Source organism: Erythrobacter sp. S249 (genome assembly GCF_057364975.1).
Map to the genome: position 1 here is coordinate 1,107,639 of NZ_CP200287.1, position 13,848 is coordinate 1,121,486.

Annotated in this window: 11 protein-coding genes; 6 read left to right on the forward strand and 5 right to left on the reverse strand. The window is 58.5% G+C overall.

Translation table 11 applies throughout. From position 1 onward, the window contains the following. Nucleotides 1–124: 124 nt before the first annotated feature. The 4 genes from AC0V6V_RS05240 to AC0V6V_RS05255 are packed head-to-tail and all read right to left on the reverse strand — an operon-like array spanning nucleotide 125 to nucleotide 5,737. Nucleotides 125–1,642 (reverse strand): tryptophan halogenase family protein, encoded by a 1,518-nt coding sequence (locus AC0V6V_RS05240; protein WP_486164380.1) that lies wholly within the window; start codon nucleotides 1,640–1,642, stop codon nucleotides 125–127. Beyond that, nucleotides 1,639–3,171 (reverse strand): tryptophan halogenase family protein, encoded by a 1,533-nt coding sequence (locus tag AC0V6V_RS05245; RefSeq protein WP_486164381.1) that lies wholly within the window; start codon nucleotides 3,169–3,171, stop codon nucleotides 1,639–1,641. Before AC0V6V_RS05245 ends, AC0V6V_RS05240 begins: the two co-directional genes overlap by 4 nt. Continuing rightward, entirely contained in the window at nucleotides 3,168–4,214 is a 1,047-nt protein-coding gene (locus tag AC0V6V_RS05250) for a tryptophan 7-halogenase (protein ID WP_486164382.1), read from the reverse strand. The genes AC0V6V_RS05245 and AC0V6V_RS05250 overlap by 4 nt, the downstream gene beginning before the upstream one ends. Next, complete coding sequence (locus tag AC0V6V_RS05255; protein ID WP_486164383.1) at nucleotides 4,211–5,737, reverse strand: tryptophan halogenase family protein; 1,527 nt, start codon at nucleotides 5,735–5,737, stop codon at nucleotides 4,211–4,213. Before AC0V6V_RS05255 ends, AC0V6V_RS05250 begins: the two co-directional genes overlap by 4 nt. 179 nt (nucleotides 5,738–5,916) lie before the next feature. Between AC0V6V_RS05255 and AC0V6V_RS05260 the strand changes: the two genes are divergently transcribed. From AC0V6V_RS05260 to AC0V6V_RS05285, 6 genes are read left to right on the forward strand one after another with little or no spacing between them, the layout of a single operon-like run. Beyond that, a complete protein-coding gene (locus tag AC0V6V_RS05260; protein ID WP_486164384.1) occupies nucleotides 5,917–7,116 on the forward strand; it encodes a Gfo/Idh/MocA family protein in 1,200 nt (399 codons plus the stop codon). After that, nucleotides 7,113–8,171 carry a sugar phosphate isomerase/epimerase family protein gene (locus tag AC0V6V_RS05265; RefSeq protein ID WP_486164385.1) on the forward strand — a complete coding sequence of 353 codons (1,059 nt, stop codon included), beginning with the start codon at nucleotides 7,113–7,115 and terminating at the stop codon, nucleotides 8,169–8,171. Before AC0V6V_RS05260 ends, AC0V6V_RS05265 begins: the two co-directional genes overlap by 4 nt. A 38-nt stretch (nucleotides 8,172–8,209) precedes the next feature. After that, the gene (locus AC0V6V_RS05270) at nucleotides 8,210–9,607 is read left to right on the forward strand and encodes an MFS transporter (protein WP_486166048.1); all 1,398 of its coding nucleotides are present in this window, start codon (nucleotides 8,210–8,212) and stop codon (nucleotides 9,605–9,607) included. Continuing rightward, a complete protein-coding gene (locus tag AC0V6V_RS05275) occupies nucleotides 9,604–10,167 on the forward strand; it encodes a gluconate 2-dehydrogenase subunit 3 family protein (protein ID WP_486164386.1) in 564 nt (187 codons plus the stop codon). The genes AC0V6V_RS05270 and AC0V6V_RS05275 overlap by 4 nt, the downstream gene beginning before the upstream one ends. A 27-nt stretch (nucleotides 10,168–10,194) precedes the next feature. Further along, the gene (locus tag AC0V6V_RS05280; RefSeq protein ID WP_486164387.1) at nucleotides 10,195–11,904 is read left to right on the forward strand and encodes a GMC oxidoreductase; all 1,710 of its coding nucleotides are present in this window, start codon (nucleotides 10,195–10,197) and stop codon (nucleotides 11,902–11,904) included. Next, complete coding sequence (locus tag AC0V6V_RS05285) at nucleotides 11,904–12,761, forward strand: sugar phosphate isomerase/epimerase family protein (protein WP_486164388.1); 858 nt, start codon at nucleotides 11,904–11,906, stop codon at nucleotides 12,759–12,761. Before AC0V6V_RS05280 ends, AC0V6V_RS05285 begins: the two co-directional genes overlap by 1 nt. Before the next feature lie 45 nt (nucleotides 12,762–12,806). Here the strand turns inward: AC0V6V_RS05285 and AC0V6V_RS05290 are convergent, their stop codons facing one another. Next, a complete protein-coding gene (locus AC0V6V_RS05290) occupies nucleotides 12,807–13,847 on the reverse strand; it encodes a glycoside hydrolase family 5 protein (protein ID WP_486164389.1) in 1,041 nt (346 codons plus the stop codon). Between the last annotated feature and the right edge of the window lies 1 nt (nucleotide 13,848).

The window sequence follows — 13,848 nt, forward strand, 5'->3', positions numbered from 1 at the left end:
CTAAGAGCCTCCACTATACGGAGGTCACCCTAACTTATTCCCTAATTCAATCCCAAATTGACAACCTTGTCAACTGAGATTGTCAAATCTTGTGGAAGGCGTGGCCTCCGCGTCACTTAGAATTTTAAAGCATTGTATTTGATGCGCAATTTTCTTCGATAAACGAACGATGTGTCGGCATATCATTGGCTGCGTTATCAATTGTTGCCCGAACCTTGTTCAGGATCGAATCAATCCGCTCCATCGGCAGCTTGGCAATTAACGGGTTGCTCGCCTGCGGTTCGACCCCTTGACCATACATCACAGCGAGCCAGCTGGCCGTGCCAAAAATGTCGTTCGGCTCTTCAAAAATCCGCCCGCCTTGTTCGAATTGTGCGATCCGGCGGCGCAGCTCTTCAGGCTGTTCGATCGTTTGGCAATGCCGCCAGAACGGCGTGTCGTCGCGCTGGGTCGCGGTGTAATGCAACACGAGAAAATCGCGCACCCGGATGTACTCCTTCAAAGTGCGCGCGTTAAACGCATCGATATCCGGCTGGCTAAAGCGCTTGTCCGGGAAATGCGTCAGCAGCCGGGCAATGCTGGTCTGGACCAAATGTATGCTAGTGGATTCCAGCGGCTCCATAAACCCAGCCGCCAGCCCGAGCGCGAGAACATTGCCGTTCCAAAACTGCTTGCGATGCCCGGTGACAAAGCGCAGCCGGTTGGGCTCTGCCAAAGGTTCGCCATCGAGATTGCTCAGCAGCGTCTGCTCGGCTGCGTCATCGTCGAGAAACTCGCTGCAATAGACATAGCCATTGCCGGTGCGATGCTGCAGCGGGATGCGCCATTGCCACCCGGCCTCACGCGCTGTGGCCCTGGTGTAGGGGATCGGGAATTCATCGCGAGTGCAAGGGATCGCGACCGCCCGGTCACATGGCAGCCACTTGCGCCAATCCTCATAGCCCGTCTTCAGCGTCTGCTCGATCAGCAGGCCGCGAAAGCCGGAGCAATCCACGAAGAAATCGCCGCTTACAGATTGGCCGGATTCCAATTCGAGCAAGCGCACATGGCCGCGCTCGCTGTCTTGCGCGACGTTGCTGATCCGACCTTCGATCCGCTCAACGCCTTTGCCCTCTGCAAAGCGCCGCAGGAACGCGGCATAAAGCGAAGCATCGAACTGAAACGCGTAATTGATCCCGGCAAAGGCCGATTGCGGCCGCTCCGGCGTTGCCCGCATGAACTTCTCGCGCCGGCAGGCCTCGACCATCAGCGAGTACGAAAACAGATCGTCTTTGTATCCCGCAAGGTTGCGGTGCAGCCAATATTGATAGAACGGGATGGCATCGAAATCGCGGCCAAAATCCCCGAACGGGTGGATGTAGCTCTCGCCCTTTTTGAACCAGTCGACGAACTCGATGCCGAGCTTGAAGGTGGCATTTGTTTCGCGAACGAACTCGTTCTCATCAATGCCCAGCATGGTGTTGAAAGCGATAATTGGCGGAATGGTCGCCTCGCCTACGCCGACGGTTCCGATGGCCTCAGATTCGATCAGCGTTACTTTGGTGGGCGAGCCTTCGAGCAGATGGCCGAGCGCCGCAGCCGTCATCCAGCCAGCGGTCCCGCCGCCAACAATAACAACACGGTCGAGCAAATGAGGGTTCATGCAGGTTCCGTCGCAAAGGAGATGGGCGCCGCCTTACAAAAGCGGTCGATATAGGCTTGGTGAGTGGGCATGGCCTGAGCCGCCTTGGCATAGCTGGTGCGCATGTTGGCGAGGCTCCCCTTGAGGTTCGCCTCTGACAATCCGCTGGCGATGGGGTTGAAGCCTTGCGGGCCCCATCCCTGCCCCTCAGCAACGGCAAGCCAGCTGGTCACGTCAAACAATTCGGCATCATATTTGAAAAAGCGCCCTTGCGATTTTAGCAGTTCCAACTTGCCCGCGAGGCTGTCTGGAATGTCCATCTCCCGCACATAATCCCAAAACGGCGCGTCATCGCGCTTGGTCGCTTTGTAATGCAAGATCAAGAAGTCGCGCACATGGGTGAAATCATCGGTCATCAGCCGGTTGTATTCCGCCCTTTCCAATGGCGCATCGGCGCTGCGCGGGAACAGTGAGACGAGCTTCGCAATACCCATATGGATGAGGTGAATGCTGGTCGATTCCAGCGGCTCCAGAAAACCTGAAGACAGGCCAATCGCAACGCAATTTCCGGCCCAGAACTCCTCGCGGTGGCCGGTGCGGAACCGCAGATGGTTGGGTGAAGAAACAGGCGCGCCATCAAGGCTGCCCAGCAAAGTCTCCTCAGCCTGCTCAGCGCTCAAATGCTCGTCGCAATAGACATATCCATTACCGGTCCGATGCTGCAGCGGGATGCGCCATTGCCATCCCGCCTCACGCGCGGTTGAGCGGGTGTATGGCACCGGATCACCTTGCTTCTCACAAGCCACGGCGACGGCGCGGTTGCACGGCAGCCAATGGCCCCAATCCTTATGCGCAGAGCTCATTGCTCCATCGATCAGCAGCCCGCGAAAACCGGTGCAATCGATAAACAAATCGCCCTCAATGCGGCGATCATGATCAAGGGAGAGCGCCGTGATCAGGCCGCTGGCGCTATCTTGCTCAACCTCTTGAATGCGCCCTTCGATCCGGGTCACCCCCAGCCCTTCGGCAAAGCGGCGAAGGAAGGCTGCGTAAAGCCCGGCGTCAAAGTGATAGGCATAGCCGAGTTGGCCGATGACAGCCCCGTGGTCAGGCTCTGGCCGCAGGAATTTGCCTGCATAGGCGGCGCAGGTGTTGAGCGAATAATCCGCCAGACCATGCGCATCGCCCAGGCCTTTCAGCCGCGACCAATATTGGTGAAATTCGATTCCTTCCAGATCAAAGCCGTATCGGCCGAAGGGGTGGAAATAGCGTTCGCCCAAACCGCCCCAATCGGCAAATTCAATGCCGAGTTTGAAGGTCGCCTGCGTCTCGCGCACGAAGGTGTGCTCATCAATGCCCAGCTGGGTGTTGAACTTTGTGATCGGCGGGATGGTCGCCTCGCCCACACCGACTGTCCCAATTGCCTCGGACTCGACCAGAGTCACGGAGATACCAGCAGGCATCACCATTTTTGCAAGCGCCGCCGCTGTCATCCAGCCAGCGGTGCCGCCGCCCGCGATAACGACGCGGTTGATTTGCCCCTCTGTCATGCCGCCTGCACCTGCCGCGTTAGGCTGGCGATTTGCCCGCGCAATTGATCCAGCCAATCGAGCAGCTGCGTGTCCGGCAGGCGTTCTGCCATGCGATCAGACCGGCGCGGACGAACACCGCGCGCCCACAGTGCTGCAAGCCATTCTGGCGGAGTGAACACTTCATAATCCTCGGTTGGGATTCGCCCGCAGGCGGCAAACACCTCTACCTTTCGCTGCACAGCGGGCCCCGCACTCGCGAGCGGATCATCAATGCTGAGCAGCTCGCGCATATCCGCCACACGCTCTTGCTCTGCTAGCGCCAGCCGGGTCCATTCGGTCTGCTCCGGCGCGCTGTCGGACAAGGGCGCTGCGAGGTTTGCAAAACGCCGCGCGGCACTGCTCAAATGGTGCCATTCGAGACCGGGAATATCGCATTCGCCCGCAATGGTTAGCTCTTGCCCCTGCCACTTGGGAGCGCCTGCGTCAGTCGAACATTGGATCACCAAATCCGCCTCCTGCCCTTGCTCATTAACGCTCTCGATCACGCTCGCCCCGCCCGCCTTTGCAAAAGACAATAACGCATTGCCATAGGCCGCCCGGTCAAATGCAATTCCAAACTCCACCGGCAGCTGCGCCAATTGCGCCAGCGGCGGCTTATGCGCGGCATTTTGCAGCGCCAAGGACAGGGAAAATTCGGTGAGATCAGCCTGCTTTGTTAGGCGGCTCGCGCGCAGCCAATATTGATGAAACTCCACCCCGCCGCGCGGCACGCCAAAGGCGGAAAACGGCAGCTGGACTGATGTGTCATTGGCGACGAGAGCCTCAGCCGCCAAAACGGGAGAGCCCCCGCATCGGGCGAAAAGCTGATCAATCGGCAGGCCCATCTCGCCATGGATGCGATGGACGCTGGGCCGGGTTACAAAAGGATCGGCAGTGTTCTCCTCGGGGCCAACTCCCAGCTCCAAAGCACGTCCTGGCCCAAGCCAGCGGCTGGCGAGATAAGCGCCAACAATCCCCGCCTGCACCGGCGTTCCACGGACAAGGATGCGCTCGGCGCTCATGGTGCCGCCCGCATCATGTTATTGCGCGCAAGATAGGCCGCGTGATCTTCCATCGATCCGGCGGCCTTTTTCATATGGCCTTTGAGCCCAGCCAGATGGCGCAGGACCTCCGCATCCGACTGCCCAGAAATGCGGGCATCGACACTGCTTGGCAGCACACGCTGGCCGATCAGCACCGCGATCCAGCTCGGCACCAGAAAAAGGCCGTGATCATATGCGCTGACATGGCCGTGCGCGGTGAACAGCTCCAGCCGCTCGGCCAAACTATCGGGCACTGTCATCGTGCGCATGTGGTTCCAGAAATCGGAATCGTCGCGCTCGGTCGCGTGGTAATGCAGGATCAGAAAATCGCGCACCCGCTCAAATTGCAAGTCCATCCAACGATTGTATTCCGCCACCTCGACATCGCAGTCCTGATCGGCGGGAAACAGCTCCAGCAGCTTGGTGATGCCTTCCTGAATCAGATAGATGCTGGTCGATTCCAACGGCTCCAAGAAGCCGCCAGACAGGCCAATCGCAACGACATTACGGCTCCACAATTTGCGCCGTTTGCCGGTGACAAAGCGCAGGAACCGTGGGTCGGCCAATCGTTCCCCCTCGAGCCCGCCAAGCAAGGTATCGCATGCGGCATCATCGCTTAAGAACTGGCTGGAATAGACATGGCCATTGCCGGTGCGATGTTGCAGCGGAATGCGCCAGCTCCACCCGGCCTCATGCGCTGCGGCCCGCGTGTATGGCAGCAGCGGTCCGGCACTTTCACACGGCGCGGCAACTGCGCGGTCTGCGGGCAGCCATTCGCTCCAATCGTCGTATCCAGCGCTCAGCGTCTTTTCGATCAGCAGGCCGAAAAAGCCAGTGCAATCGACGAACAGATCGCCCTCGACAACCCGGCCATCGTCCATGGTCAGAGCACTCACTCGGCCGCTTTCTGGCTCCAGCGCGACGTCGACCACCTTGCCTTCCATCCGCGTGACCCCGCGCGCTTCGGCATGGGAGCGCATGAAGGGCGCATATTGCAGCGCATCGAACTGATAGGCGTAGCGATAGGTCGACATGACCGAGCGCGGATCTTCGCTCGGCGGCTGAAACTTTCCCATACGCGAGGCGATGACGGGCAGCGAATATTCGTCGAGCGCGCCAACGCCCGGCTGGACTGCAAATTTGCGCCAATATTGGTGGAAGGCGACGCCCGCATTGGGCAGGCCGAATTCGCCGAACGGGTGGATGTAACTGTCGCCCTTGCGGCCCCAGTTCACAAACTCAATGCCGAGCTTAAAGGTCGCCGAGGTTGCGGCCATGAACTCCGCTTCATTGACGCCGATCGTGTCGTTGAAATTCTTGATATGCGGCAGAGTGGCCTCGCCCACGCCGACAACACCAATCGCCTCGGATTCGATCAGCGCGATCTCCAGCCCGGTTGGGCCGAGCATGCTGGCAAGCCCAGCCGCAGTCATCCAGCCGGCGGTTCCCCCGCCAACCACAACCACGCGGTTTATCGCTTGCTTGCCCTCATTCGCGCCCACAGGTCGCTCCTCCATCCCACCGCCAAGATCGCATTTGCTCGCTCGCTGTCAATCGCAAGCATTGCAACATTCACGCTGCTCAGCTGAGGACGCCAATACGCACAATCACTTGACGCCTCTGCCGAAACAGTAATACTAATTGACAACGTAAGACAATAGCAACCTTGGGGAGGGGTTCAGTGAGTTCTTCGCGCGTGCGGATGGGAATGGCCGGCGGCGGCCAAGGCGCCTTTATTGGCGGTGTCCACCGCATGGCGGCTGCGCTAGATGGCCAGATTGATCTGGTCTGCGGAGCATTCAGCCGCGATTTCGCCAACAGTCTGGCAACCGGCAAAGCGCTGGGGCTCGCTGAAAAGCGTTGTTATCAGGATGTCGCAACCATGCTCGCCTGCGAAGCGCAGGTTGCGAGCGGCGGCACGGGCGAGCGCAATCCGATGGAATTCCTGTCGATTGTTACCCCCAACAACACCCATGCGCCCATGGCAAAGGCGGCGGCGGACGCGGGCTTTCACATAATGTCGGATAAACCGGCGGGCGTGAGCCTGGCCGAAATCGAGGCTTTGGCTGAGACGCTGCAAGCGACCGGCGCGCATTACGGGTTGACGCATACCTATCTTGGCTATCCTATGGTGTGGCAGGCGCGGCATTTGGCCGCCCAACCGGACTTTGGCCCAATCCGCAAAGTGCTGGTGAATTACACTCAGGGCTGGCTCGCGAGCGAGACGGAAAGCAGCGGTAGCAAGCAAGCGGAGTGGCGGGTCGATCCAGAGCGCTCTGGCCCCGCAGGCGCGCTGGGCGATATTGGCAGCCATGCCCATAGCCTCGCTGAGTTTATCGCCAATTCGCGGATGGCCCGACTGTCTGCGCGGCTGCGCAGCCACTATCCAACGCGCGCGCTGGATGATGATGGCGAGATCAGCTTCTCGCTGGAAAATGGGGCCACCGGACAGCTCGTCTCAAGCCAGATTTGTGCCGGCGATGAGAATGATCTGACGATCCGCATTTACGGCGAACATGCGAGCCTTGAATGGCGACAAATGGAGCCAAACACGCTCACACAAAGGCTCGCCAGCGGACAAAGCGTGATCCACCGCGCTGGCGTCGACAAGCCGCTGTGCGATGAGGCGTTGGAACGCTGCCGTCTGCCCTCCGGCCATCCGGAGGGATATCTTGAGGCATTCGCCAATCTCTACCGCCACTTTGCTGAGGCGCTGCGCGCTGGCACGGCGCCGTCATCGCTTGGTGTGCCGGGCATTGCCGAAGCTCTGCGCGGCATGGCTTTCCTAGAGGCAGCCGTCGCCAGCGATGTCGCCAATGGCGCGTGGCACGACATCAAAGCGCCCTCGGTGGGCCCTGATCTGAAAGGCCTCCTGGCGTGAAAGAACTTCGTGGTCCGGCCATTTTCCTCGCCCAATTCATGGGCGACACCGCGCCGTTCAATTCGCTTGATACGATTGCGGAATGGGTTGCGGGCCTCGGCTATAAGGGCGTGCAAATTCCCTCCAACGATCCGCGCTGCATGGACCTTGATCTGGCGGCGGAAAGCCAAGACTATTGCGACGAGCTAGCCGGTCGCTGCGCCGAACATGGCCTGACCATCACGGAACTGTCGACACACCTGCAAGGACAGCTGGTCGCGGTGCATCCGGCCTATGATGAAATGTTCGATGCCTTCGCCCCAGAAGCGCTGCACGGCAAGCCTGCCGAGCGGCAGGAATGGGCCGTCGATCAGATGAAAAAGGCCGCGATTGCATCACGCCGACTGGGCTTGAAGTCGCACGCGAGCTTCTCTGGCGCGTTGATGTGGCACCTCGTCTATCCTTGGCCTCAGCGTCCGGCTGGATTGGTGGAGGCTGGCTTTGCTGAGCTCGCCAAGCGCTGGAAGCCGATTCTGGACGTTTTTGAGGATAACGGTGTTGATGTCGCCTATGAAATCCACCCCGGCGAAGACCTGCACGATGGCGCGACCTTTGAGGCATTCCTCGATGCGGTGGACAACCATCCACGCGCCAACATCCTGTTCGACCCGAGCCATTTCGTGCTGCAACAGCTCGACTATCTCGACTTTATCGACCGCTATCATGAGCGGATCAAAGCCTTCCATGTGAAGGACGCTGAATTCCGGCCCAACGGGCGCACCGGAGTCTATGGCGGCTATCAAGGCTGGCAAGACCGGGCGGGCCGGTTCCGTTCACTTGGCGATGGGCAGGTCGATTTCCGCCAAATCTTCAGCAAGCTGACCCATTACGGGTTTGATGGCTGGGCGGTTCTGGAATGGGAATGCTGTTTTAAGCATCCCGAACAAGGCGCCGCCGAGGGCGCGCCGTTCATCGCAGACCATATCATCCGACCAACCGAATATGCGTTTGACGATTTCGCGGGCGGTGATGTGGATGAGGCCAAGATTAAACGCGCGCTGGGCATCGATAGCTAGATGCGATTTGGAGAGGAAAACTCATGGAAGCCGTAGCAATGGGCACGCGAGCAGAGCCCGGAATAGATCGAAACCGTCTGTTCTGGCTAAGCTGTATCTCACTGATCGTGACCGCTATGACCTTCGCGATACGCGCAGGGATTTTGACTCAGCTGTCGGATCAATTCGCGCTGAGCGATACTCAGCTTGGCTGGGTGAACAGCATGGCCTTTTTGGGCTTTCCGCTGGCCATGGTGGTGTTCGGTTTCCTCTACAACAAGCTTGGCCCGCGCCTGATTATGATCCTGGCCTTTGTCGGCCATCTGCTCGGCCTTGTCCTCACCATTTTTGCTGATGGGTTTTTAGGCTTGCTGATCTCCACATTCTTCATCGGTTTCGCCAATGGTTCAGTGGAGGCCGCGTGCAACCCCTTGGTTGCAGATCTGTACAAAGACGAAAAAACTAAGTGGCTAAACCGCTTCCATGTTTGGTTTCCTGGGGGAATCGTGATCGGTGCGGTTGTCTCTTACGTCATGACCAATGCGGGAATTGGTTGGCAGCCCCAAATTGCAGTGATGCTAATTCCTACGGCAATTTATGGCGTCATGATTTTCACCACGCGCTTCCCGGACGTGCCCGAAAGCGAAAGGATCATCGATCTGGACGCTAAAGGCGTGTTTCTGATGAGCGCGATCCTTGGCCTTCTGATCCTGATCGGCACACCAAACAACCTGATCGCGGGTCTGCCAGGGACGTTTGTCTTGCCGCTGCTTCTGGTGCTGGGCCTGACTTTTGTCATGATGCTGTGGCGTGCAGGGCGCGCGCGCGATGCGTTGCTCTTGATTGTGTTTATGTCGATCATGAGCATCACAGCCACTTCAGAGCTAGGGACTCAGCAATGGGTTGATCGCATCCTTGGTGCGCAGCTCGGGAACCTTCCCGGCCAAGCGATGATAGTGCTCGGTATGGTGACAGGTATCATGGCGGTCGGCCGCTATTTTGCCGGGCCGCTTATTCATGCACTCAACCCTATCGGCGTGTTGTTGATGAGCGCCATACTGACGACGCTGGGACTGTTTATGATGTCATCGGCAAGCGGGGCAATGGTCTATGTATCGGCCATCATTTTTGCGGTTGGCGTGTGTTACTTTTGGCCAACGATGATCGGCATCACAGCGCAATATGTACCGCGCTCCGGCGCTCTGGGCATGAGCCTCGTCGGGGCCGCAGGCATGTTTGCACTAACGATTTGGAATCCGATCATCGGGGGGTGGATCGACAGTGCAAGGGCCAATGCTGAGGCTAGCGGGCTCGAGGGCACAGCTGTTGAAGTGGCAGCGGGGCAAGGAGCGCTCTCTCAACTGGTCTATTTCCCAGTGGTGCTGATCGGTATCTTTGCCTTGCTTTACGTCAGCCGAAAACAACTCGAAAACTCTGCGGAAGGTGCTCAGTTATGACGACAGATACTCTGTCAATGAACCGCCGCTTCATGCTGCGCGGCTCTATCACAGTGGCAGGCGCTGCAATTGTGCTGCCCGCGATGGGCGGCCTCGCAGGCTGTTCCAGCGGCGCAGGCGGTAGTCTTGCCGGAAAGCTGGAGCTGATTGATGCGGTCAGCGATCTGGTGATCCCGCAAACCGATACGCCCGGCGCGCGTCTGGCCAAAGTGCCCGCCTATATCGAGGCGGTATTCACCGACCACTTCACCATCGAGCAGCAAGATGATTTCGCCGCTGGCCTGTCCGTCTTTGACGACATGGCAAAAGACGCAGGCGCCGACAGCTTTAACAGCGCATCGGCGGAGCAGCAGCGCGCGATCCTAACCGAGCTGGACACGGGCCCCCGCGATATGACCGGCAAAGCCACCTGGCAGCAGCTGCGCGATATGACGATCTTCGGCTTTTACACCTCGGAACAAGCCACCGAGGAGCTCAAGTTTGAAGAGATCCCGGGCCGGTATGACGCCTGTGCACCGTTGGAAGAGGTCGGCCGCGCCTGGCTGAACCGCGGCGTCTGATTGGAATCGAAAGCGAGTATCAAGAGAATGTCTGAGAACACCCCTTTCGATGTAATTGTTGTTGGGTCCGGAATGTCCGGCGGCTGGGCCGCGAAAGAATTCAGCGAGAAAGGGTTTAAGACCCTGGTGCTGGAGCGCGGCAAGCAGAACGAGCACAGCAAAGGCTATGTCACGGAAAACCAAAACCCGTGGGATATGAAGCACCGCGACCGCGTCGACCCGAAACTGGCCGATGCGGAATATCCGGTGCAGCAGACCTGCTATGCCTTCCGCGAGAGCACGCGGCACTACTTCATCAACGACAAGGAAAATCCCTACTCCGTAGAAGACGGCAAGACCTTCGCGTGGCTGCGCGGCGATCAGGTCGGCGGCAAGTCAATGATGTGGGCGCGGCAAAGCTATCGTTGGAGCGAGATGGATTTTGCTGCCAACAAAGCCGACGGACACGGCACAGATTGGCCGATCCGATATGCCGATGTTGCGCCATGGTATGACTATGTCGAGAAATTCGTCGGCATCAGCGGGTCTGAAGAAGGTCTGGACCAACTGCCTGACAGCGTATTCCAACCGGCGATGGACCTCACCTGCGTAGAGAAAGACGCAAAGGCCAAGATCGAGGCAGCCTTTCCGGGCCGCAAGATGATCCCCGGCCGCGCGGCGCATCTGACCAAGCCAACCGAAGAGCAATTGGCGCTGGGCCGCGGTTCTTGCCAGTTCCGCAACCAATGCGAGCGCGGATGCTCGTTTGGCGGCTATTTCTCAAGCGTCTCGGCCACCTTGCCAGCGGCGAAGAACACCGGAAATATGACCCTGCTGCCCGACACCGTGGTTGAGCGCATTCTCTATGACGAGAAGAGCGGCAAGGCGACCGGGGTGCGGACTATCAATCGCACCACCAAAGAGCGCCAGGATTACCAGGCCAAGGTGATCTTCATGTGCGCATCGACGCTGGGCACAGTGCAGGTCCTACTCAATTCGACCTCAGAGACCTTCCAAAACGGATTTGCCAATAACAGCGGCACGCTCGGCAAATATCTGATGGATCACCACACCCGGGTCGGTGCAGAGGCGGCCTATCCCGGTTTTCAGGACAGCTATTTCGCAGGGCGTAGGCCCAATGGCATCTACGTGCCGCGCTTTGCCAATCTCGGCAATGAAACCGATGGCGAGTTTTTGCGCGGCTATGGCTATCAGGGCCAAAGTTCGCGGTCCTCTTGGACCCGCGCCTTGGGCGGACAGGGCTTTGGCGAGGAACTGAAGAACCAGCTCAGACAGCCCGACGACAGTTGGCGCATTCGCCTGCAGGCCTTTGGCGAGATGCTGCCGCGCGAACAGAACAAAGCGGTGCTGCATCCGACCAAGACGGATGACAATGGCATCCCGCAAATCCACTTGGATGTGACCTGGTCCGAAAACGAGCGCAAGATGCGCGTCGCGATGAAGCGCGATGCAGTTGCGATGCTGGAGGCAGCGGGCTGCACCGACATCCAGACCTTCGAGCAGGAGCCTGTTCCGGGGCATTGCATCCATGAAATGGGCGGTGCGCGCATGGGCTATGACGCGGCGACCTCTGTCGTGAATGGCCGCAACCAATGCCACGATGTGCCCAATGTGTTCATCACCGATGGCTCGTCGTTCTCCTCAGTCGCATGCCAGAACCCCTCACTCACATTCATGGCGCTGACCGCGCGCGCAGCCGATTATGCCGCCACGCAAATGAAGCAGGATTTGATCTGATGAACGCATTTCCATCCCTGGGCCGCCGCGATGTCTTAAAGGGCGGATTGATCGGCAGCATGGGATTACTGGCGGCTTGCAATGGCGTGATTCCAGGGGAGGAAGTAGCGGCAAAGGCCAAGCCTTATGCCGGTAAGCTGGGCATTCAGCTGTACACTTTCCGAGAGCAGTTTGAGCAGGACTATGACGGCGTTCTCACCACTCTGGCCGAGATTGGCTACAAGGACTTAGAGTTCGCGGGATATTTCGAACACGACGCCGCCGCGATCAAGGCTCGGATGGATGACCTCGGATTGGTCAGCAATTGCACCCACGTGCAGCTCGCCGATATGCGCGATAATTTCGATGCTGTTATCGAGCGCGCGGCATTGATGGGACAGAGCAAATTGATCATCCCGTGGCTCGCCCCAGAAGCGCGCACTCTAGACAGCTACAAAGCGATTGCCGATCTGCTCAATGAGCGTGCCGGACCTGCGAAAGAGGCGGGCATGACGGTTGGCTATCACAACCATGAATTTGAGTTTGAAACTGTCGAAGGCGAAGTGCCTTACGACATCCTGCTCGAACGCACTGATGCAGACAAAGTGACCATGGAGCTCGACTTTTTCTGGACGCATAAGGCCAATGTCGATCCATTAGCCTTATTTGCAAAAGCGCCGGGCCGCTTCTCCGCCTGCCATATCAAGGATGCATCGGCCGATGGGGAAATGGTCAATGTCGGCGACGGAGTGATCGATTTTCCAGCTATCATGCAGCAGGCGGAAACCGCTGGGCTCGAGCACTTCTACGTCGAAAATGACGACACGACGGATGCCGCAAGCTTTGCCAAGGCAAGCTTCGCCTACCTCAATCAATAGCGGGAATTGCGGGCGACCACGCGCCCGCACGCCATCAGCCTGCGATTAGTCTTCGGTCAATACGGCAAGCATATCCTCGTCCCAGCCATTCTCTTCAGAATGGAGCGCAAAGGTATTGCCGTAAGCCCATAGGCACCAGGGAATGTCGGCCGCTTCCATCGCTGTCTTCACCGCGCCGGCCCATTTTACCCGCTGTTTGTTGTCGACCGGTTCGTTCACTCCGAACTCGCCGAGAAAGACAGGTCGCTTCACGGCATCGCGAAACGCATTTGCAATCTCAATCGCATTGGCGAGCTCTGCCTTGTCCGCGGCAGAGCCCCAACCACGTTTGCCCTTCGGCATGTTCTCACCCAGCCAGGTCGCTTCTTGGTGCGTGAAATCAAATGGGTCATAATAGTGGAAAGTGTAGACCACATTGGGATCGTCGGTAGCGAGGTTCGTCGCAAGCGTGCGGATGCCAGACCATTCCTCACCGCCCAAAATAACAATTCGATCAGGATTATCGCGGCGAATAGTCGCCAGCGAAAGCGCCTGCGCTTGGCGCATTAGCTTACCTTGGAGGTTCTTGTTCGGCTCGTTTAGAACCTCAAACCAGACATTGCCCGGCAGCTTGGAATAGCGCAGCGATAGCTGGTCCCAGATAGCCCGGAACCGTTCCATCTGCTCAGCCGGGTTTTCCATGATCTCATCAAAGTGATGGACGTTGACGATCACATTGAGGCCGCTGGAAAGCGCCCATTTCAGATTGCTATCGACCTGCTCAGCAAAGTCAGGATGGATGCGATAATCTGGCGCAGGCCCGGTGTAATCGCTCCAGCGCACGGGAATGCGGACCGTGTCAAAACCAGCAGCTGCGATCTTTTGGTAGTCTGCCTTGGCATAGTTCTTACCCCACGGCGCACCGTTCGGGGCCTCCAGCGCATTGCCCATATTGACGCAGCGCTTCATCTGGAAATCCGCCGCTACTGGGGCACTCGCAGCCGGTTCTGCGGCTGAGGTCGGTACATCCTGTGCATTCCCGGGAAGCGACAAGGAAAGACCCATTGCCGCAGCAATCGCTAGTTTCGAGTTTTTCCAGTGTGTCACA